The following is a 21,739-nucleotide window of genomic DNA, read 5'->3' on the forward strand; positions in this document are numbered from 1 at the left end:
GGGTGAAAAATATGCTAATAAAAAGGCAACGGTATTGTTTTCTAAGGATAAAGATAATAGTATGACAGCGTTGCGAGTTGAAATAGATGGTGAAGTTATTATTAATGAGGCGATGGTTTCATATCTTGTGAACAAAAATGGAGTCGAGCTTTGTGCTCCATCGTGTAACAATAATGTATTTGGGGTAGAACCTTTTCAGGATTACTTTTACTTTAGGTCTATAAGTCCGGAAGGTGATAATGCGGAGTATAATACGTTGTATATTGTAAATCAGCGCCTTTCTCCTAAAGGGGGATTCATTCTTTTCAGCAAAACTCAAGAGACAATACTTTCAGATGAATTTGCCAAATCTCCTGTGTATTGTTTTTATGGTTTTTTACAAGAAGGTAAGGCGTTAAGCTACTCTCTAGAATTAGTTGAAGGCCCTGAGTTGTAATTTTACCAATCCTTATCCTGTTTTGTACCTGTACTTGCAATTTATTTATATTCCTTTTACAATTGATGGCATGGAGAGGTGTGAGAGCGGCCGAATCAAAACGACTGGAAATCGTTTGACCTAAGAAATTAGGTCCCTGGGTTCAAATCCCAGCCTCTCCGCCATTAATCCTTCCTAAATCTATATTCTTCCTTAGTTTGTATTCGATATATCTATATGGTATAAATATATAAAAGGGTGGCTTGGTAGATAAAATGAAGAGAATTTCAATTATTAAAATTGTTTTAATATTTTTAGCGTTTGGTCTATTTATTCCAAATATTTCTTTTGCTAGAAGAACTAAGAATGCAGATAATATAGCAGTTTCTTTGCATCAAATACTTGTAGGAATTGGATATGAGCAAGAAGCAGGTGAAATCAATGCTTTAATATTAGAAATTTTCCCTGATTTTGGGGATCTTAAAGCCTTATCTCCTCAGGCAAAGATTGTAGCTTTAGCTGATATAATAAAACAAAATATATCTGCACATAGCTGGAGTGAAGGAGAAGATTTATTATATTTTGAATTATCAGACGTGCTTAATAGTAGAAAATCCATTTGCTTTGGTTATGCCGAGCTTTTTTACGTTTTAGGTAAAACGCTAGGGCTAGATGTGGAGGTAATTCCAATTTATCCAGGACACGGAGCCAATCTGATTAAATTAGATAGTGGTCATGTGGTTTTAGATTTAGCTAATGAGTTAGTTTCTAATTATTATCAGAGTCAGGTTTTTAACTGGGATGAAAATTATCAAAGAGAAGGAAGTATATGGTGTTTAAAAGAAGGGAGTAATTTGCCTCAAATATATAAAATTGTTCAAAGGGTAAACGAGCAGGGGATAATTGAAGGTAGATACTATAATCGTGGTTGGATGTTAGAACAGGCGGGACGCACTAATGAGGCAGTCGAGTGTTATGGTAGAGCAACGGGAGTGGCTCAAGCTTGGAGCAACATTGGTTTAATTTTATCTAATCAAGGGCAATACAATGAGGCAATTCGATATTTTGACAGAGCGATAGAGTTAAACCCATATTTAGCCGAGACTTTTTACAATCGCGCTTCTACTAAAATTGTTCTAGGATTACACAGTGAGGCAGTTGATGATTGCGATATAGCGATAGGTTTTAATTCAAACCTAGCCCAAGCGTGGTTTAATCGCGGGACTGCTTTGGCCTTTCTAAAGCAATATGATGAAGCAAAAGAAAGTTTTAGAGAAGCAATAAAATTAACACCAGATCCATCAATTTTATCGGAAGCTTTTTATAATCTTGGTCTGGTTCATATTAACTTAGGGATCATTAATAAAGCGCTTGAATATTTTACATATTCAGCTCAACATAACCAAAATAATGCTGAGGCATGGTTTCATGTTGGATATTGCAAATTCCAATTAGGACAATCACAGGAAGGAATTGAAGCTGTCAGAAAAGCGATTAAACTAGACCCTAGCATGAAGGATCGTCTTCCGCCTGAAGTTCAAAGATTACTATAAGTAAAAATAAGTGAATTTATCTAAAAACAATTTTCTCTTGGTAAAATACTCTTGTGCCCAAACTGTGCCCATCTTACATCAAAACAAACGTATGCAAACGTAGGCAAACGTAACCATTCGCACTCGATAAGTCCTTCATAAAGCAGTGGTTTATAACATATATGTTGATATATAAGGAGTTAAGGGATTTAATCTAATAGAATCCCAGCCTCTCCGCCATTAATCCTTCCTAAATCTATATTACCCCTCAATTTGTATCGTATATATCTATATGGTATAAATATATAAAAGGATGGCTTGGGCATAAAATGAAGAGAATTTCAATTATTAGAATTATTTTGATATTTTTAGCGCTTGGTCTATTTATTCCAAATATTTCTTTTGCCAGAAGGGTGAGGGAAGTATTAACTCAAGTTGATAATTTTGGGACAGTTACTTATTATGAAAGTTATAATGGTAATTTTCGTCCATTAAAAATAGTTGATAAATTAGGTCATGTTTTAGATGAATATTATTATAGAGGTTCTGAATTAGATAGAGTTATAACAACAAATTTAGAGACAGGAGAAAAGTTAGAATTACGAATAAAAAAAGTAGAAGGTAGGCCTGGATTACAAGCTGATATATACATTGAACAAAAATATGTGGGATTTCGAGAGTGGGAAATTAATGAAGGATGGATAATATTGGGAGATATTACTATAGATGAAGGGATGCGCAAAAATGGTATTGGCTTAACGGTTTCAAATTGGATTGTTGCTTACTCAAATATGGTTGAAGGTGTTACCAAAGCAACCACATTGTCTCAAAATCCTCTGATAATTTCTATTATGCAGCGTGTCACTAAGTTAGAGACAGTTAGTTATGCTCAAGCTGCTCTTTTGGGTATTAGAAGTCTAGGAACCAATTTAAGCAATACAGATCTTATTAAAAGTATAGAGTCTTTTTCTATTGGCAATGCTGACAATCTAAGGTTTGGTGTTGATATGTATAGGGTGATATTTGATGATAGCAAAGTTTTTTCTTCAAATTATCCATCGTTGCCAGTAGGAACAGAATTGGATAATTTTGAAGTTCTTGGTGATTGGATAGTTAAGTTGGATGGAGTTGTTATAGGCCAGATTAAATCTTTTTGTTCCTTTCTGTGTTTAGGTGGAGAGATAAATCCAATTCACGTTTTCATAGACGAAGAAGGTAAAGTGGTTCAGTATTAAATAGATTAAATTGTCAATTGATAGCTCTGCAATATGAACGATAATAGAGAGTTTTATTTCTGTGCCCAAACTGTGCCCATCTTACATCGAAACATCCGTAGGCAAACGTAAGCAAACGTAACAATCCGCACTCAGTAAATCCTTTACAAATAAGAGGTTTATAGTATAGTTTATTGATGTATAAGGAGTTAAGGGATTTAGCCTAACAGAATCCCAGCCTCTCCGCTAGTTAATTTTGGCTTCAAATTAGAAGTTCCACCTCTTTTAGTAATGTAGAATATGTTTAAAAGAATACTTAAAACAGTTTACTGTAATGCATCTTTAAGCCAAAAACGAAAATTTATAAAATGTTACAAATATTTTAAGAAAGGGTGGATTATAAAAAATATTCTTTCTTCATTAGTTAGACGTTTCTTTATAATACGCAAAATTAAAAATTTTGCTCTCTTCGAACAAATGTTTTATTCCCAAAATGGAGAGGATGGCATAATAAAAGCAATATTTGGTAAAATAGGATCAACTAATAAATTTTGTGTAGAGTTTGGCATTCATCCAATGGAGGGTAATACCATTTACCTACAAAAAAAAGGGTGGAATTGTTTATGGATGGATTAAAATGGTGATGGAAAAGTTATTAGAAAAGAATATATAACTGTAGAGAATATTAATCAGTTATTAGTAAATTACAATGTTCCTAAAGAATTTGACTTGCTTTCTATCGATATAGATTTCAATGATTATTGGATTTGGAAGGCAATCAGGGGATACTCCCCAAGAGTTGTAGTTATTGAATATAATTCCTCTATTCCTCCAGCAGAAAGTAAGACTATAGAGTATGATCAAAATGCCCATTGGGATGGCACTAATTATTTTGGAGCGAGTTTATTAGCATTAACAAAACTTAGTAAATCAAAAGGGTATACTTTAGTGGCATGTGATAAAAAAGGAACCAACGCTTTTTTTGTAAAAACTGATTTGATTAAGAATAATTTCAAAGTTAAAGAAGTTAAAAAGATTTACAACCCACCCAAATATGGCAAAAAAGTCAATGGCAAATACATTGGGCACCCTCCAAGTAATAAATCAATGAGTTCTATTTTAATTAGTATTTCTTATGCTGCCTCTCTGTATCATGCTGTGTCTACGACTTTGTTTTCGACATTTTTGCAGGCTCCATCCAAAAATTACTTCACTTTATTCCGCAAAATTTGTTTAATCATATGCGTTAAAAAGAATTTATTGCTCAGTTTGATGAAATCAAACAATCTCGTAGAATAGGATTAAAAAAGCTTTAAATCGTCAGAAACAATAGACCGATAGGTAATAACTGACGTGCGGAGATTTTAGTCACTACTATTGTGTCTTACCTTTACTTTTTTGTATAGTATACGATATCTAAACGGTAAGAGAGTGTTTATAGATAATGTGAGAAAATTACTCATTTTAGCATTTGTTATGCTTTTATTATAATAAAGATAGCCTTGTAAGTATTTCTTGCAGGACGAGAAAGCGTTAAGCGATACAAATTTTCTAAAATGATAATTTGTTTTCGGGTATTACTGTTCCATCCATTCTTTTGAATCAAAGGATCTAAATGTAGCGGAGAGAAGAAGAGAATTAATAAGTCTCTTTGATAATTGTTTAAATAAAGAAGAGATAGATTTTCTAATTACAGGTTCTATAAAATCAATTATGTTAGCTTCTCGCTAATAAGCCATATCCCTCAGTTAGTCAAGCTGTACCTATATTAGGTATACTACCTTAGGATATTTTTATAATTTAATCTTATATGCATATATCCAGTAGACTCTTTACAAAGAAATATTTCATAGTATAGTTTATTAATGCGTATATGTTGTGGGTGTTAATCAAATAGTTATTATTGGTATTGATTGTATGGAGGTAATTGTTTAAAGAATTATTATGAAGAGTAATTTTAAATATATCTATGGTCCGGTCTCTTCCTGGAGATTGGGTTCTTCTTTGGGTATTGACCCTATATCGGGAGAGAATAAAATATGCAGCTTTGACTGCGTATATTGTCAAATAAAAGAGCTGAGTCTATTAAGCATGGAGAGAAAGATTTTTGTAGAGACTGAATTGATTGTTAATGAACTTCAGGCTCTACCTTCAGGTTTAGATATTGACTACGTTACTCTCTCAGGTAGGGGCGAGCCTACTCTGGCTTTAAACATTAAGGATATAACTATCGCTGCAAAGAGTATCTTAGGTCATCCAGTTGCTCTTCTTACTAACTCTACTATGCTTTTAAGAGAAGATGTTAGAGATGATATTTTAGATATTGATTTTGTAATAGCCAAGGTAGATGCTTGTAGCGATGAACATTTAAGGGTTATCAACAGGCCTCATGAAGATTTAGATTTTTTAAGCATATTAGATGGAATTAAGAAGTTCAAAGCTAATTATAAAGGAAAATTTGGAATCCAGATTATGTTTTTAGAGTCAAATAAATTTGAGGCAGAAGGTATTGCAAGAATTGCATCAGAATTAAATCCAGATGAAGTGCAGCTTAATACTCCCTTGCGTGATTCTAAAGTCAAAGCTCTTTCGAAAGACGATATGGATAAAATAAAGGATTGCTTTAAGGGTTTCAATGCTATTTCGGTTTATGATAGAGAGAAGAAAAAAGTAGAATCAATAAGTAAAAAAGATACAATGAGAAGAAGGGGAAAGGATTATGATAATTGATATAACTGATCTAAAATCCAAAGAGAGCGGTGTGATTATTGAGATAAAAGGCGGCTGTGGTCTTATTGACCGCCTTCAGAGCATGGGCATAAGAATCGGTAAGAGAGTCATTAAGGTTAGTTCTCATTTCTGGAGAGGCCCGCAGACTATCGAGATTGATAATTTTAAAGTTGCTATCGGTCATGGTATGGCTAAGAAGATTAGGGTAGATACAGGTAAATGAAAAATATTCTGTTAGTTGGAAATCCCAATGTAGGTAAGAGTGCGATATTCTCTCGTCTTACCGGGGCAAGGGTTGTTATATCTAACTTTTCTGGCTCAACCGTTGAATATACAAAGGGTCGAAGTAAGATCTTCGGAGATATTGTAGATGTAATAGATGTTCCAGGTACATATAGTTTGAAACCCAATTGTTGCGCTGAAGAGGTTGCAGTTAAGATGATTGATGAGGGTGATATTGTTATCAATGTAGTTGATGCAACGAATTTGGAAAGAAACCTCTATCTCACCCTAGAATTAATCGAAAGAGGTCTGCCTGTTATAGTTGCGTTAAATATTTGGGATGAGACAAAGCATCGTGGGATTAGTATAGATATCAAGAGATTAGAAGAGCTGTTAGGAGTACCTGTTGTAAGTACTTGCGGTTTAACGGGGGAAGGTATAAGAGAAATAGCATCAAAGATGAAAGATTTAAAGCCAAAACAGAAAGAGGATGTTTCTGATCAGCAGCGTTGGATAGAGATAGGCAGTATTACTCAAGAGGTACAGAGACTTTGCCACAGGCACCATACATTTCTTGAGATATTAGAAGGATTGAGCATTAGACCGGTTAGCGGTCTGATCATAGGATTAATTATTATGGTAGCCTCTTTCTTTGTAGTAAGGGTTATAGGCGAAGGTGTTATCAACCATCTATTGGATCCGCTATTTGAAAATTACTGGCTTCCCGTAATGAACAGTCTAAGCACTGTTCTCTCTAAGTTTAGCTTTTTGCATTATGTGATCATAGGCAAGTTGATTAATGGAGGGATAGACTTTGGGCTCTCATTCGGGCTTTTGACTACAGGACTCTATGTGCCCATTGTAATGGTGGCTCCTTATATCTTAAGCTTCTATTTTGTTCTAGGGCTCATGGAAGATTTTGGGTATCTGCCTCGTCTTGCTGTTTTAGTTGACAATGTAATGCATAAATTAGGATTACACGGCTATGCTGCTGTTGGGATGATCTTAGGTTTAGGTTGCAATGTCTCTGGTGCTTTATCAGTACGATTACTTGAAAGCAGGAGGGAGAAGTTTATTGCTTCAACGCTTCTTAGTATTGCGGTACCCTGCATGGCTCAGATCGCTGTTATAGCCGGGTTGTTAGGGGCTAGGAGCGGTAGGGCGGTAATGATTGTATTTTTAACCCTTCTCTTGCTATGGTTCATTATAGGATATATTTTAAATAAGGTTTTAAGAGGAGAGAGTGCTCCTTTGATTCTTGAGATTCCTCCATACAGGAGACCTCATTTTAGGGCTGTTTTAAAGAAGCTTTGGATGCGGATATCGAGTTTTTTTATTACTGCGATACCCTATGTTTTGTTAGGTGTTCTCTTGGTTAATATGCTCTATGCTTTTGGAATTGTAGATTTCTTTGCTCACATTTTTTCACCGGTACTTAAAAACATCTGGGGTTTGCCGCCTGAGGCAATATCGGCATTATTGATTGGGTTTTTAAGAAAAGATGTTGCTGTGGGTATGTTGGGGCCAATGGGTTTAACATTGAAACAGCTTACTGTAGGTTGTGTTATTCTTGCCATATACTTTCCCTGTTTTGCTACTTTCATAGTCTTATTTAGAGAGCTGGGGTTAAGAGATATGCTAAAGGCGGCTTTTATTATGGTAGGAGTGGCGCTTATGGTTGGAGGAATACTTAACTTTATACTCTAACTATGAAATTTGAAGAACTGGATAAAGATAGGAAGATTCTTAACTTAGAGGCTGAGGCCATGGTTCAAGAGGTTAAAGATTCTTTTCATAAATTAGCAAAAGAGACCCATCCGGATGTTGCTAAAGATAAAAACAAGGAGAAAGCGATAGAGAGGTTCAGGGAGATATCATGGGCATATGAAGTTATTATGAATTATCTATTCCATTATAAATTCTCTTTCAAGGAAGAGGATTTTAATAAGAAACATTTAGACTTAAACAGAGGAATAAAAGACCACATGAACAGGTTCTTTGATAATTGGCTAGGAGATTTATCTATTTGACTTTTAAACCCTTATTATTTAGAATTCTTGCTATGAAAAACTTCAAGGTTCTTATCGTACTTATAGTCTTTTTCAGCTTCTTAAACAATGCGTTTTCTTTTTGGATCTGGACCCCTGAGACAGGTAAATGGATAAACCCTGATAGTTATGTTCGGGATACACCTGAGGAACAGTTTAATCTGGGTTATAAGAAATTTCAGGAGGAAGATTTTAAAGGAGCTATTGAGGCTTTTAAAAAACTCGTCAAATATTATGAAAAGTCAAAATATGCTCCGGAAGCACAGTTCTACATTGGCCAGGCTTACGAGAGGCTGGGCAAATATTATTCGGCATTTAAATCATATCAGAAGATCATAGACACCTATCCTTATACCTCAAGAGTAGATGAGGTTATATCTCTGGAATACAAGATAGCCAATCTCTATTTTGTGAGAGATAATGAAGATAGGAATTTAATAGAGAGGGTATCTTTCTTGGATGATAACTCGAAAGCTATTGAGATATTTAAAAAAGTAGTCGATAATTCTCCTTACGGAGAGTATGCGCCTTTGGCTCAGTTTAAATTAGGCCTGGTGTATAAACGAATAGGCGATTACCCCGGAGCAGAAGAAGCTTTTAAAAATCTTATTACAGGTTATCCGGGTTCTGAGCTGGCGGATGATGCAGTGATACAGCTTGCAGAGGTTGCATCAGAGAAAGAAGCCAAGGTAGATTATTCTCAGGAAGGGACAGAGATTGCAATCAAGAGACTAGAAGAGATGTCTCAAATTGGTGATATGCCTGAAGAAGGTGATAGGATATTAATAAGGTTAAAAGAGCGTAAGGCGGAGAGTCTCTATAATACAGCTAAGTTTTATGAGAAGCAAAAGTTATATGATAGTGCTGTGATATATTATGAAGAAATAGTTAAACAATATCCTAATACTGATTGGGCTGTAATAGCTGCCGGGAAGGTTGCAGCATTGAAGAAGAAGGAAAATTAATTGAAAAGATTAGCGACGTTATTATTGGCTGCTTTAATTGTCTCAGGTTGCGGTTATACTTTGAGAAGCGCTCAAGATTCACCTTATGAGACAATCTACATTCCGGTATTCTTTAATAAGATCTCTATAAATAACATCTCTTCAGATTATAAACTCTATTATCGCGGTCTAGAGATAGAGCTTGAGAATATTTTAAGAGAGAGGTTTAGATATGATGGTAATATTCTACCCGTCTCTAGTGTCCAAGATGCTGATATTGTCGTAGAAGGTGAGATATTAGACTATAACAAGAGTGCTCTAAGCTATGCTAGCAACGAGGATGTTGATGAGTATAAGATTACGGTTAGTACAAATGTCCGTCTCATAGAGAAAGAAAAAGAGCTCTGGGCTGAAAGCATGTCTGGAGAGTCAACCTATCTTACAGCAGGTGCTAATGCTAAAAGCGAGACTCAGGCTTTAAGGGATGCTCTGGGTGATCTATCCAGAAAGATTGTAGATAGAGTAGTAATTAACTGGTGAGTGCTTTTTTAATACATTCAAAAGATAGTACTCTTGCTGAGATATTTTTAGAGTCTCAGTTCAAAAGATTAAATCCCAAGAGAGTCCAAAGATATTCTTTTAAATCTATAAGTTTTGAAAATATTATAGCTGATATATTTAATTCTTCTCTTTTTGAAGATAGAACATTGTATTTTATAGATAATGCAGAAGCTCTTAAACCAAAAAATATAGCCTTCTTAAAAGAAAAAATAGATTTTACACAACTTAAAGATAGCTACATTTTTAATCTTATAAGCAAGACTTATTGGCTGCAGCTGCCTAAATGGGAGGGCATCAAGGGGTTAAAAGTTATAGAATTGCGATTTAACCCGAGCGACATAAAGCTATACCTTGAGGAATTTAGCGATAAGAAGGTTTCTCAAGAAGTCCTAAGCCATATAGTGAAGGTATATAACAAAAGCAGAGATTTTAAATCTATTCTTGATGCTGTTTCAAAAGTTGAGCTGCTTTATCCCGAGAAAGATTATATAGACTTAGGTTCTCTCAGTGAATTTCTTCAGGAGAGAGAACCGCCCGAGATAAAGTATCTTTACGAGATGGTATTGGCAAAGGACGCGAAGCGTTCTCTTGAGACAGTCTTATCTCTAAAGGAGAAAGGCTATAAAGACGAGAGAATACTTCTCTCTCTTATGCCTCGTTTTCTTGATAATGTAGATAATAGAGAGGCTGATTTTATTGTCCATCTGGAGAAGAGTTTTAAAACGGGTAAGAAAGATGCCTACTCTTTAATTTTGGATCTGATCCTGTTTTTTACACACAGAGAGATTTTTAAAATATCTGCCGGAGTTTTAAATAATGATTAAAGAGATGATAAAAGTAGGAGATAGCTTTATAGAGGCTGTTTCAATTGAATTAGATAATCATAATCTTATTGTTTTAAGAGGTAGCAGGGGTTACGTTATGTGTGGTTATCTTAGTATGGATGCAGCAGATAATTTTGGGGATGTTGCGATTAAGATAACAGGGATTAGGACAATTCAGGAAGCATTAAATACTGAAGCTGAAGAGGTTAGTAGAGAGGCTAAAAATATCGGTATCTATGAGGGCCAGAGTATTAATGAGATTCTTGAGTTAATCGTATAGGAGGTATAAGTTATGAAAAGATTAACCTTTGCCGTTACCGGTTTAGTTTTAATTTTATCTTCTTTAGGCTACGCTCAAGATAGGGTGCTTCTATTAAGAGAGGCAAAAGAACATAGGAGAGCAACCGCTGCAGTCGAGGCTTATCTAGAAGGCAATATTCTGGAAGTAAAAGTAATAGCCAGGATGGATAGGACAAAACCTAGAATATATAATGTGATAGTGATTGGTCCTAAGATTGGTCGCTTGGTACCTAAGATGCGTGAGACTCTTTATCCTACTATGGAAGACGAAGAGCCTTTTCCGACAAAAAAAAGTGGTGGTTTTATAAGGTTCTCCAGTAAAGAAGAAGCAAAGAAAACATCGGGAACGCTTACAAAAGAGCTCTTAAAATTTGAGATACCAAGCGAGAAAGTGGTAGCTGGAAAGCGTTATCAGATCTGGGTTAAGATAGAGAGCATGCAGAGAGGCGGCGATAAAGAATCATTTAAGTTTGACTTAGAGGATTTTGCCGGTTATTTCTAAAGTCTGCTTTTATAATTTTTCTCTTTTTTCTAATTTGAAAAGTAGTTAATTTTCTGTATAATATAGTTGTAGTTAATAGCTATAGTATCTTTCAATTTGCGAAGGGGGGGGGATTTTGAGGTTATACTTAAGATTTTTGATAATAATCAGTCTGTTTTTTTTATCTAATCTCAATATCAATAATTCTTTTGCCAGAAGAACAAAAACCATCCCTAATGAGAATAATCCAGACGATAAGCTTGGTTCTGATATAGATTTGGCACAACAAGAGCTTAGAGAGATAAAGCAGAGATCAGGTCTTTCTATAGAAGATTTTGCTAAGGAATTAAACATATCAGTTATGTTTATGCGTTTATACCTTGTAGGTAATATGGCTATCCCTGATGCTCGCCTTTAAGAGGCTCGAGAGAGATTTAAGCCTGGTCAGGATAGAGTGGCAGTGCTTGTAAGGCTGCAATCTGAATTTGGATTAAATAGAAAAGTACTTGCTTTAAAACTTGGTATAACAAAGTTTCATCTAAGTAAGATATTAGGCTATAAAGTTCCTGTTTCAGATGAGATATTCAATAAGTCAACTCAGCTTTATAGGCTAAATATGTTAATTAGGTTGCAGGATACATTGAGTGTTGATAATTCTGTTTTAGCTGAGGAGCTTGAAGTTAAGCTTAGTGAATTAGAAAAGATTCTTAGTGCAGAAGCAGATATAGCAGATGATATGGTTGAAAAGATAAGTCAATTGCAGCAAAAACATGCGCAGGAAAATCAGAGAGAGTTTTATTATCCCGGTTATATCTATGCCCGCTGGCTGCTTGAAGAAGCAATAAATATATTGGGTGTAGAGGAGAAAGATTTTGCCAAAAGCATAAAAACATCAGCAGAGAGTTTGACAAGGATATTACATGCCGGCAGTCCTATTGAAATCTCCTGTATAAAAAAGGCTCAGGATTTATTAAGTGATGAAGAGTTCACAAAGTATAAAGAAAGAATGGAAGAACGAATAGCTGAATTTATCAGTTCCTATTAAAATTCAGATTAAATATTTAATTTTTAGCTTGTTTAAAATAGATAAGTTTAGTATTTTAATCCCAACCTCTATGGAGTGGTCTCATCTCAAAGAAGAGTTATAAAATTCTCCAAATTGCTGTTGATTAGTTAGTCCTTATTGGTATAATAGTGCTCAAATTTCAACCATTATAAGGAGGGTCTATGCCGAAGCGTTCTGATATCCACAAAGTTCTAATAATAGGGTCAGGTCCGATTATTATAGGGCAAGCTTGTGAATTTGACTATTCAGGTACTCAGGCCTGTAAGGCTCTTAAAGAAGAAGGTTATGAGGTTATCCTTGTCAATTCTAATCCGGCAACTATCATGACTGATCCTGATATGGCTGACAAAACATACATAGAACCTTTAACGATTGAGAGTATAGCAAAAATTATAGAGAAAGAGAGGCCTGATGCTTTACTTCCTAATCTTGGCGGTCAGACAGGACTAAATCTATCTTCTACCTTATATAAAGAAGGAATACTTGATAAATACAATGTTGAGGTAATAGGAGTAAAGACTGATGCTATAGAACGCGGCGAAGATAGGCTGGTTTTTAAAGAGACAATGGATAAACTTGGTATTCCGCTTGCAAAGTCTGAGATATCTCACTCGGTTGAGGAAGCAGAAAGAATAGCCAGCGAACTATGTTATCCCGTTGTATTACGCCCTGCATATACTATGGGTGGTACAGGAGGAGGCATAGCTTATAATGTTGAAGAGTTAAGGACCATAGTTACGCGTGGTCTAGCGGCAAGCATTGTAAATCAAGTTTTAGTTGAAGAAGCTGTTATCGGCTGGGAGGAGCTTGAGCTTGAAGTAGTCCGTGATGCTAAAGATCAGAAAATTACAGTATGTTTTATTGAAAATGTAGATGCGATGGGGGTTCATACCGGGGATAGTTTCTGTGTTGCGCCGATGCTTACGGTATCTGATGATCTGCAGAAAAAATTAGAGGATATTTCATATAAAATAGTAGATGCAATAGGTGTAACAGGCGGGACAAATGTTCAATTTGCCCATAACAAAAAAGACGGAAGAATAGTTGTTATTGAGATAAATCCCAGAACCTCTCGCTCATCAGCTCTGGCCTCAAAGGCAACAGGCTTTCCTATTGCAAGGGTCTCTACCAAGCTTGCAGTAGGCCTAACAATGGATGAGATTCCTTATTGGAGAGATGGAACGTTGGAGAAGTACACCCCCTCGGGTGATTATGTTGTAGTTAAATTTGCACGTTGGGCATTTGAAAAGTTCTCACAAGCAAAAGATATACTTGGTACTCAGATGAAAGCAGTGGGAGAGGCTATGAGTATTGCTAAAACTTTTAAAGAGTCTTTTCAGAAATCTATCAGGTCTCTTGAGATAAAGAGGTATGGTTTAGGAGGAGTGAAAAAATTTAGAGACCTTTCGTTAGATGAGTTAAAAAAGAAGCTGATATACCCATCAAGTGAAAGAGTCTTTATTGTATATGAAGCTTTAAGAAAAGGTATCACGGTAGAAGAGCTTTATAAGATTACTCATATAGGAGAATGGTTTTTGGAAGAGATAAAAGAGCTGGTTGATTTTGAAGAGAAAATAGCTACTGGAGATTGGAAAAGTTTATCTGAGGGTAATTTGAGAAAAGCTAAAGAACTTGGGTTCTCTGACAAATATTTAGCTTCTATCTTCTGTGTTGAAGAGAAAGAAGTTAGAGAGAAGAGAGTCTCTTTAGATATAAATGTTCGCTTTGAAGCTGTACCTGTAAGCGGAGTCGAAGATACAGCCTATTATTATTCGACCTATTCTAAAGGAGAAGATGAAGTTTCTGTATCGGATAATAAAAAGATTATGATTCTCGGTGGAGGGCCTAATAGAATAGGCCAGGGTATAGAGTTTGACTATACCTGTGTCCATGCTGCATTTGCTTTAAAGGATGAAGGTTTTGAAACTATTATGGTTAACTGCAATCCTGAAACCGTCTCTACCGATTATGATACTTCTGATAAGTTATATTTTGAGCCTCTGACGGTTGAAGATGTTTTAGCTGTATACAAAAAAGAGAAACCTCAAGGTATTATAGTTCAATTTGGCGGCCAGACACCATTAAATATTGCCCAGGAGCTAAAAGATTGCGGGGTTAATATATTGGGGACTTCTCCTGAGAGTATTCATTTTGCAGAAGATAGAGAACGTTTTAGAAAAAAGATGATAGATTTAAGTGTTCTTCAGCCCGAGAGTGGTATAGCACGTTCAGTAGATGAGACTGTAAAGATAGCTGATAATATCGGATATCCTCTTATGGTTAGACCCTCTTTTGTTTTAGGGGGGCGGGGTATGGAGGTTATATATGACGAAGATAGGCTCTTAAAATATGCTGAGGAGGCGATAGACGTATCGCCTGAATACCCGATGCTTATTGATAGATTCTTAGAGAATGCTGTTGAGCTTGAAGTCGATGCTTTATCGGATGGTGAGGATACTTTTGTTGCTTCTGTTATGGAACATATTGAGTATGCCGGAGTACACTCTGGTGATTCTGCCTGTGTTATTCCAACCAGAACTATATCTAAAGAACATCTTGATAAAATAGAGGAGTATACTAGGTCAATAGCAAAAGAGCTTAAAGTTGTAGGACTGATAAATATTCAATATGCTATCTGTGATAATAAGGTCTATATCTTAGAAGCAAACCCTAGAGCATCCCGTACAGTACCTTTGGTTTCAAAAGTTACCGGAATACCTATAGCGAGAATTGCAACGCTTCTTATGCTGGGTAAAAAGATAAAAGATTTTAAGGAATTAAAAAAATATAATTTACCTTACTTTGGAATTAAAGAGGCGGTCTTCCCTTTCAATATGTTTCCTGAGGTTGATCCTGTATTAGGACCTGAGATGAAGGCAACAGGTGAGGTGATGGGTATAGCCGATAGTTTCGGGCTTGCGTTTTATAAGGCTCAGGAAGCTGCTGGTGTTAAATTACCAACTTCAGGAGCTGTTCTTTTGACAGTTAAAAATAAGGATAAAGAGCCGCTTCTTCCAATCGCAAAAGGGTTGGATAGGTTAGGTTTTAAGATCTATGCTACAGATGGTACGGCCGATTTTCTAAAAGATAACGGCATAGAAGTTCTAAGGGTAAAGAAACTGCATCAGGGTAGGCCCAACATAGTAGATCTTATTAAAAATAAAAAGCTTCAGCTTATTATAAATACTCCTGTTGGTAAAGAGAGCAAGTATGATGACAGCTACATTAGGATTATGGCTATTCAGAATAAAGTCTCTTATATGACTACTATCTCAGCTGCATTGGCTGGAGTAGAAGGAATTGAAGCTGCTAAAGATAAAGAGCTTACAGTTAAGGCTTTGCAGGATTATTATAAGGATAAATAGCAGTTCTTTTTATCCTTCAACTCTGATATGAAGCGTTTTACTTTCCATAAACCGGAACTGGTTGTTCCTGCCGGTGACTGGCCATCTTTAGTCACGGCTATTGAGAATGGGGCAGATAGTATTTACTTCGGTATCCAAGGATTAAATATGCGCGAACGCGCCTCCAATTTTAAGATTTCAGACTTAAAGAAGATCATGCGATTATTACACGAGAGAAAGGTAAAAGGATATCTCACTCTCAATGTCGTAGTCATGAATGATGAATTAAGAAGAGCAGAGAAGATTTTGTTAAAGGCTAATGAGAGCAATATTGATGCTGTAATAGCATGGGATATGGCTATTATCTCCTTGGCAAAAAGAATGGGATTAAAAATTCATCTCTCAACTCAAGCCAGCGTCTCTAATATTGAAGCAATAAGATGCTATAACAGATTAGGTATTAAGAGAGTTGTTTTAGCACGGGAATGTAGTCTCTCTGATATAAGAAAGATTAAAGGTTTAATAAAAAGAGAAAATATAGATACCCAGATAGAGACTTTTATCCATGGTGCGATGTGTGTCAGTATATCGGGAAGATGTTTTTTATCTGAATATTCTTATGGAGAGTCTGCAAACAGAGGCAGGTGTCTTCAGCCTTGCAGGCGTGAGTTCATTATAAAAGAGAGGCGGGGCGATTTGGAGTATAGTTTAGGGAAAGACTATATCTTAAGCCCAAAAGACTTATGTACGATAGATTTTATAGATAGTTTAATAAGAGCAGAGATAGATGCTTTTAAGATTGAAGGCAGGATGCGTTCTCCAGAGTATATAAAGGCTGTAGTATCTACCTATAGAGAGGCAATAGATGCTTTTTATGAAAATAGGCTAAACGAATCTTTAAAAAAGAAACTTAAGAAAAAACTTAAGAGTGTATATAATAGAGGATTTTCAGACGGCTTCTATTTTAAAAACCCTGATGGAGATATAAGCAGGCGTTTAGAGCATCTCTATGAGAAGATATATTTAGGTGAGGTTAAAAAGTATTATCCTAAGATTTCTGTTGCAGAGATATTAATCCAAGCCGGTACTCTAAAAAAAGAGGATGAGTTATTATTTATAGGTAAAAGTACTTCAGCTCAATTTGTAAAAGCGTCTGAAATTCAGCAAAAGCATAAATATGTAACTCGAGTAAAGAAAAGCGAATTAGCCGGAATCAAAATTCCTTTTAGAGTCAAAGAGAGAGACAAGGTCTATATCTGGAGAAAAAAATAAGAATAGAGGTAGTGTAGTATGGCGCTAATGTCTCTTTGAAAACGTTAAAAGTTTTATATTGAAATTGAGTTTATAGATTAAAAACAAGTGTTAATTTTAACCCTTTGCTTTGTTTAGTAGGATCTGTAATCTTGATATATAGCGTGAAGCTTTATTCTTGTGAATAATGTTTTTGCTTTCAGCCTGCATCAATCTCTTTTTAAGTTCTTCAAAATATTCTTCAGCTTCTGATAGTTTTTTCTCTGCTACCAGTACTCTGAATTTCTTGATTTTAGTCTTAAGTTCTGATTTTACAGTTTTATTTTTAGACTCTCTCTTTACATTTTGCCTGAGTCTTTTGCAGGCAGACTTTAAATTCGGCATTGTAAAACCTCCAGTTTTGAGACAAAATATAGCATATATCATTTCGGTTTGTCAAACAATTTTAATAGATATATAAGCATAAATATGTTTAGACAGATATTAAGGAACTCTTTTACGATTGGAACAGCCACTTTTATCAGCAGGGTATTGGGGTTTATACGAGATATTTTGATTGCTTTTTTCTTTGGAACCGGCTATGAAGCTCAGGCTTTTGTTGTGGCTTTTCGTCTTCCGAATATCTGGCGTAGTTTCGTGGGGGAGGAGGCGGTTAATGCTGCGGTTGTCCCGGTTCTATCTGAATATAGAGCTAAGGAAGATTCAGACAATTTTAAAGGTCTATCTAAATCTCTTATAAAGTCTTCTGCCTTCATGTTGACTTTGGTTACTATAGGTGGGATTTTTTTTGCTCCATTGTTAATTAAGTTGATAGCACCTGGCTTTATAGCTGATATCCAAAAATATGTTCTCTCCGTTAGGTTGACCAGGGTAATATTTCCTTATGTACTTCTTATAGGGTTAACGGCTATAGTAGCGGGTATTGCAATGTCTCAACGGATATTCTGGAGCTATTCCTGGGCTCCTGCCGTTTTAAATATCTCTATCATATCCAGCATTCTTGTCTTAGGCAGAAGATATGGAGTCTATGCATTGGCTTTTGGGATAATAATAGGTGGGGTCATTCAGCTTTTGATGCAGTTTTTTGCTATAAGAGGAAAAGGAGTGTATAGGGCAAAGACCAGGATGTTCCATCCGGAATATGGTAGGATTTGGAAGCTGTTGCTCCCCAGGTTTCTTGGTGCTGGAGTCTATCAAGTTAGCATATTTATAGATACTATCTTAGCCTCTCTTCAATCCATCGTAGGTTCCGGTGCTATTGCAGCTCTGTATTATGCTCAAAGGTTTGTACAGCTTCCACTGGCTGTTTTTGCTACCTCTCTTGCAACTGCGGTACTGCCTTTCTTCTCTGCCAGGAGAACAAAAAATGAAAATGCATCTATAGGAGATAATCTGCTTCTCTCTTTAAGGTTCGTCTCTTTTATTATGATACCTGCGACGTTTGGTTTTTTCATTTTAGCAAAAGAGATAATATCTGTTGTTTTTCAACATGGTAGTTTCTCTAGTTATTCTACAGCTATAACATCTGGTGCTCTGAGGTTCTATGCTTTAGGTCTGCTATTTTATGCGGGTATAAAGATTCTCGTTGTTACTTTCTATTCTATGCAGGATACTTTGACGCCGGTAAAGATATCGGTGATATCTTTAGCTGTAAATATAGCAGCTAGCATTGCCTTGATGTTTCCAATGAAAGTCTCAGGCTTATGTCTTGCCACCTCTTTTGCGGCAAGTTGTAATTTTATTCTGCTGTTCCTGGCTTTAAATAAAAAGATAAAGTTTTATAATAAAAATTTTGTATCAGGTATTTTAAAGATCTTGCTTTGCTCTGTTATCATGGCTGGAGCCCTACTCTTTACCAAGAGGTTGTTTTTGGAAAATATCTCTTCAGATATTTTGGTGCTTATCTCCCTGATATTGATATCAATATTTGTCTATCTATTTTCAAGTCTTTTTATAAACAGCGAAGATTTGCGGAGATTTATATGGTCTGGAAAGAAAAGATAGATAAGCTTCCGGATTTAGCCGGTGTCTATATTTTTAAAGATGTAAAAAGAGAGACTATTTATATAGGAAAAGCTAAATCAATATTTAAAAGAGTCTATAACCATTTTTATTCCAAAAATACTAGCTCAAAAAGCGAGAGATTGATTTCCAGAGTAAAGAATATTGATTATATTATCACCTCTTCTGAGGCTGAAGCGTTATTGCTTGAATCATATCTTATTAAAAGAGAGAAGCCTTTTTACAATATAAGTTTAAAGGATGATAAGTCTTATCCTTACCTTAAAATTATGCTTAAAGATGATTTCCCGCGTATCTTTGTAGCTCGCAATAAGAGTAAAGATGGTTCGCTCTATCTGGGCCCCTATCCGGATGTTAAGGGATTGAAGTTGACTCTTAAAATTTTGAGAGGGATTGTTCCTTTTAGAAGTTGTAGAAATTTTAGTAAGAACGGATGCCTTTATTTACATATAGGTTTCTGTCCTGGGCCTTGCCTGAGCAAAATAAGCCAAGCAGAGTATCGCAAGAGCATATTAATTATAGTGAAGACTCTTCTTGGAGATAGAGAAGGTGTAGTGAAAGATTTAACGGAAGAGATGGACGGCTATGTTAAAGATAGAGAGTATGAGAAAGCTGCTAAGGTACGGGATAGATTGAGGGCTTTGGGAGGCAGTTCAGGCATCTTTGGTCTTAGCGGAGGGATTAATGTACTGGAGAACATAAAGAAGATTTTAAATCTTCCTAAAGTGCCCCGCATTATTGATGCTGTGGATATATCTAATATATCTGGCACTTCTGCAGCAGGAGCCGTGGTTAGATTTAAAGACGGAGTTAGAGATAAAAATCTCTATCGCAAATTTAGGCTAAAAAAACAGAATTTTATAGATGATTATGAAATGATGTCTGAAGTTATGCTGAGGCGTTACAGGGATCTTTTCAAGAAAAAAGAAGATTTGCCTGATCTTATCATGCTTGATGGCGGTAAGGGTCATCTGAATAGAATTAGTGCGATTATTAACAAGGATTTTAAAATAGATATACCTTTGATTGCCTATGCTAAAGGAAGAGATCTCATTCACTCCGGATATAGAAAGAGCCCCGTAGCTCTATCTCAAAATTCTTTGGAGAAGAATCTTCTTATCAGGATAAGAGATGAGGCTCACAGGTTTGCTATTGGATACCACAGGCGTTTGAGAGGGAAGAGAATGAAAAAGACTGCTTTTGAAAATATACCCGGAGTCGGTATATCTAAAGTCAATGCTGTTTTAAAATACCTCAGCGATTTAGGTCGCTATAAAGATATATCGGTTTCAGATCTAAAAAGAATTAAAGGCATCGGCGATATGCTTGCAGGGAGGATATATAATTATGTTAAAAAGAAAGGAATTAAAGAAACTTCTTAAAGGGTTGCCGAAGTTTAAAGAGATGGTATATCTTAAGATATTGGAGATTCCCTATGGAGAGACCCGTAGTTATAAACGGGTTGCAGAAGAGATTGGAGTTTCAAATAGAGTAAGGGCTGTTGCGAGAGCTATATCAGAGAACCCTTATCCTTTCCTAATACCCTGTCATCGAGTTATAAGGAGCGATGGAACCCCTGGCGGATATATGTTTGGTTTGGAAATTAAAAAGAAGTTACTAGATTTGGAAAAAAGAGTAAAATCCGTTATAATAGAGAAGTCTAGGTAACCTGTTTGTATATATTATGAATCTATTGGGAGGAGATATGAGAGATAACTTAATACAGAGAGTGGTAGAGCTTAAAGAGAGATTTCAAGAACTGCGAGGTTTTCTTTAACCTGGATAAAAAGAATAAACATATAGCAGAGATAGAAGAGAAGATATCTCAGCCTGGATTTTGGGATCAGGGCTCTATAAATACCAGCATCCTTAAAGAACTCAAAATCCTTAAAGAGAGTGTTGGAGATTCCAAGTTTTTAGAGAGAGAGTTAAAAGATTTAAAAGAGTTGATTGATATATCAACGGATGAAGAGGACAATTCTTTGTCTTTAGAGTTGAAAAAAGTTGAGTCAGAGATTAATAGATTAGAATTCAAGGCTTACCTAAGTGAACCCCATGATTCCGGCAATGCTATAATGTCAATCCATGCCGGGGCTGGCGGTACGGAGTCTTGTGACTGGACTCAGATGTTAATCAGAATGTATTCCAGGTGGGTTGAAAAAAGAGGGTATAAGATAGAGATGCTGGATATTCTAGAAGGTGAAGAGGCTGGTGTTAAAAATGCTACTTTTATCATAAAGGGCGATTATGTCTACGGTTTTTTAAAGGCTGAGAAAGGGGTTCATAGATTGGTGAGAATATCACCTTTTGATGCGAATAAGCGCAGACATACTTCTTTTGCATTAGTTGAGGTGCTGCCTGAAGTCGAAGATATTGAAGTTAATATAGATGGTAAAGATTTAAGAATTGATACATTCCGTTCTTCTGGTGCCGGCGGTCAGCATGTGAATGTAACGGACTCTGCAATACGAATAACGCATAACCCAACCGGCATTGTTGTTGAGTGCCAGAATGAACGTTCCCAGCATAAAAATAAAGCTACAGCTATGAAGGTCCTGAGATCTAAGCTTTATGATTTAAATAAAGAGAAGCAGAAGGAAGAGCTTCAGGAGATGCGGGTTAAAGGAGATATAGGCTGGGGTTACCAGATACGTTCCTACGTCTTACATCCCTATACCATGGCAAAAGACCATAGAACTGGATTGGAGGTTGGTAATGTCCAGGGTGTATTAAATGGTAACATAGACGGTTTTATAGAAGCCTATTTGAAGAAAAGGTAAGGGTA

Annotated in this window: 22 protein-coding genes and 1 tRNA gene; 22 read left to right on the forward strand and 1 reads right to left on the reverse strand. The window is 35.9% G+C overall.

What is annotated here, in order from left to right:
• Window positions 1–61 precede the first annotated feature (61 nt).
• The 18 genes from P9L98_05215 (at window position 62) to P9L98_05300 (ending at window position 16,953) form a co-directional block, all read left to right on the forward strand.
• A complete protein-coding gene (locus P9L98_05215) occupies window positions 62–436 on the forward strand; it encodes a hypothetical protein (protein MDP8216698.1) in 375 nt (124 codons plus the stop codon).
• Between the two features lie 72 nt (window positions 437–508).
• Window positions 509–600 (forward strand) — tRNA-Ser (locus P9L98_05220).
• Window positions 601–690: 90 nt separating this feature from the next.
• Window positions 691–1,968, forward strand: a complete 1,278-nt coding sequence (locus P9L98_05225) for a tetratricopeptide repeat protein (GenBank protein ID MDP8216699.1) — start codon at window positions 691–693, stop codon at window positions 1,966–1,968.
• A gap of 308 nt (window positions 1,969–2,276) precedes the next feature.
• On the forward strand, window positions 2,277–3,182 hold the full coding sequence (locus tag P9L98_05230; protein ID MDP8216700.1) for a hypothetical protein: 906 nt from the start codon (window positions 2,277–2,279) through the stop codon (window positions 3,180–3,182).
• A gap of 708 nt (window positions 3,183–3,890) precedes the next feature.
• Entirely contained in the window at window positions 3,891–4,460 is a 570-nt protein-coding gene (locus P9L98_05235; GenBank protein MDP8216701.1) for a hypothetical protein, read from the forward strand.
• A gap of 645 nt (window positions 4,461–5,105) precedes the next feature.
• Window positions 5,106–5,891, forward strand: a complete 786-nt coding sequence (locus P9L98_05240) for a radical SAM protein (protein MDP8216702.1) — start codon at window positions 5,106–5,108, stop codon at window positions 5,889–5,891.
• The gene (locus P9L98_05245; GenBank protein ID MDP8216703.1) at window positions 5,881–6,114 is read left to right on the forward strand and encodes a FeoA family protein; all 234 of its coding nucleotides are present in this window, start codon (window positions 5,881–5,883) and stop codon (window positions 6,112–6,114) included. The genes P9L98_05240 and P9L98_05245 overlap by 11 nt, the downstream gene beginning before the upstream one ends.
• Entirely contained in the window at window positions 6,111–7,820 is a 1,710-nt protein-coding gene (locus P9L98_05250) for a ferrous iron transporter B (GenBank protein ID MDP8216704.1), read from the forward strand. The genes P9L98_05245 and P9L98_05250 overlap by 4 nt, the downstream gene beginning before the upstream one ends.
• Window positions 7,821–7,822: 2 nt before the next feature.
• Window positions 7,823–8,143, forward strand: coding sequence for a DnaJ domain-containing protein (locus tag P9L98_05255; GenBank protein ID MDP8216705.1), 321 nt, complete (start codon window positions 7,823–7,825; stop codon window positions 8,141–8,143).
• 32 nt (window positions 8,144–8,175) lie between these two features.
• Complete coding sequence (locus P9L98_05260; protein MDP8216706.1) at window positions 8,176–9,126, forward strand: tetratricopeptide repeat protein; 951 nt, start codon at window positions 8,176–8,178, stop codon at window positions 9,124–9,126.
• A complete protein-coding gene (locus P9L98_05265) occupies window positions 9,127–9,645 on the forward strand; it encodes an LptE family protein (GenBank protein MDP8216707.1) in 519 nt (172 codons plus the stop codon).
• Window positions 9,642–10,490 (forward strand): hypothetical protein, encoded by an 849-nt coding sequence (locus tag P9L98_05270; protein MDP8216708.1) that lies wholly within the window; start codon window positions 9,642–9,644, stop codon window positions 10,488–10,490. Before P9L98_05265 ends, P9L98_05270 begins: the two co-directional genes overlap by 4 nt.
• Window positions 10,483–10,770 carry a DUF1805 domain-containing protein gene (locus P9L98_05275; GenBank protein MDP8216709.1) on the forward strand — a complete coding sequence of 96 codons (288 nt, stop codon included), beginning with the start codon at window positions 10,483–10,485 and terminating at the stop codon, window positions 10,768–10,770. The genes P9L98_05270 and P9L98_05275 overlap by 8 nt, the downstream gene beginning before the upstream one ends.
• Window positions 10,771–10,782: 12 nt before the next feature.
• Window positions 10,783–11,292 (forward strand): hypothetical protein, encoded by a 510-nt coding sequence (locus tag P9L98_05280; protein MDP8216710.1) that lies wholly within the window; start codon window positions 10,783–10,785, stop codon window positions 11,290–11,292.
• A 115-nt stretch (window positions 11,293–11,407) separates the two neighbouring features.
• Window positions 11,408–11,689, forward strand: a complete 282-nt coding sequence (locus P9L98_05285; protein ID MDP8216711.1) for a hypothetical protein — start codon at window positions 11,408–11,410, stop codon at window positions 11,687–11,689.
• A 36-nt stretch (window positions 11,690–11,725) separates the two neighbouring features.
• Window positions 11,726–12,316, forward strand: a complete 591-nt coding sequence (locus tag P9L98_05290; GenBank protein ID MDP8216712.1) for a hypothetical protein — start codon at window positions 11,726–11,728, stop codon at window positions 12,314–12,316.
• Window positions 12,317–12,498: 182 nt separating this feature from the next.
• Complete coding sequence (gene carB / locus P9L98_05295) at window positions 12,499–15,702, forward strand: carbamoyl-phosphate synthase large subunit (GenBank protein MDP8216713.1); 3,204 nt, start codon at window positions 12,499–12,501, stop codon at window positions 15,700–15,702.
• Window positions 15,703–15,729: 27 nt separating this feature from the next.
• The gene (locus P9L98_05300) at window positions 15,730–16,953 is read left to right on the forward strand and encodes a peptidase U32 family protein (GenBank protein ID MDP8216714.1); all 1,224 of its coding nucleotides are present in this window, start codon (window positions 15,730–15,732) and stop codon (window positions 16,951–16,953) included.
• A 96-nt stretch (window positions 16,954–17,049) separates the two neighbouring features.
• On the opposite strand, the gene rpsT is transcribed toward P9L98_05300, so the two are convergent.
• Window positions 17,050–17,316 carry a 30S ribosomal protein S20 gene (gene rpsT / locus P9L98_05305; protein ID MDP8216715.1) on the reverse strand — a complete coding sequence of 89 codons (267 nt, stop codon included), beginning with the start codon at window positions 17,314–17,316 and terminating at the stop codon, window positions 17,050–17,052.
• 84 nt (window positions 17,317–17,400) lie between these two features.
• Here rpsT and murJ point away from each other — a divergent pair, with 84 nt between their 5' ends.
• From murJ to prfB, 4 genes are all read left to right on the forward strand, one after another.
• Window positions 17,401–18,936 carry a murein biosynthesis integral membrane protein MurJ gene (murJ, locus tag P9L98_05310; protein ID MDP8216716.1) on the forward strand — a complete coding sequence of 512 codons (1,536 nt, stop codon included), beginning with the start codon at window positions 17,401–17,403 and terminating at the stop codon, window positions 18,934–18,936.
• Window positions 18,915–20,336, forward strand: a complete 1,422-nt coding sequence (locus P9L98_05315) for an excinuclease ABC subunit UvrC (GenBank protein ID MDP8216717.1) — start codon at window positions 18,915–18,917, stop codon at window positions 20,334–20,336. Before murJ ends, P9L98_05315 begins: the two co-directional genes overlap by 22 nt.
• Window positions 20,302–20,622 carry an MGMT family protein gene (locus tag P9L98_05320; protein MDP8216718.1) on the forward strand — a complete coding sequence of 107 codons (321 nt, stop codon included), beginning with the start codon at window positions 20,302–20,304 and terminating at the stop codon, window positions 20,620–20,622. Before P9L98_05315 ends, P9L98_05320 begins: the two co-directional genes overlap by 35 nt.
• 37 nt (window positions 20,623–20,659) lie before the next feature.
• A protein-coding gene (gene prfB / locus P9L98_05325; GenBank protein ID MDP8216719.1) for a peptide chain release factor 2 occupies window positions 20,660–21,734 on the forward strand; the annotation gives its coding sequence in 2 pieces (ribosomal slippage) (window positions 20,660–20,719 and window positions 20,721–21,734; 1,074 coding nt in all).
• Window positions 21,735–21,739 lie beyond the last annotated feature (5 nt).

This window comes from Candidatus Kaelpia imicola, from assembly GCA_030765505.1.
In the GTDB taxonomy this organism is placed as follows: domain Bacteria; phylum Omnitrophota; class Gorgyraeia; order Kaelpiales; family Kaelpiaceae; genus Kaelpia; species Kaelpia imicola.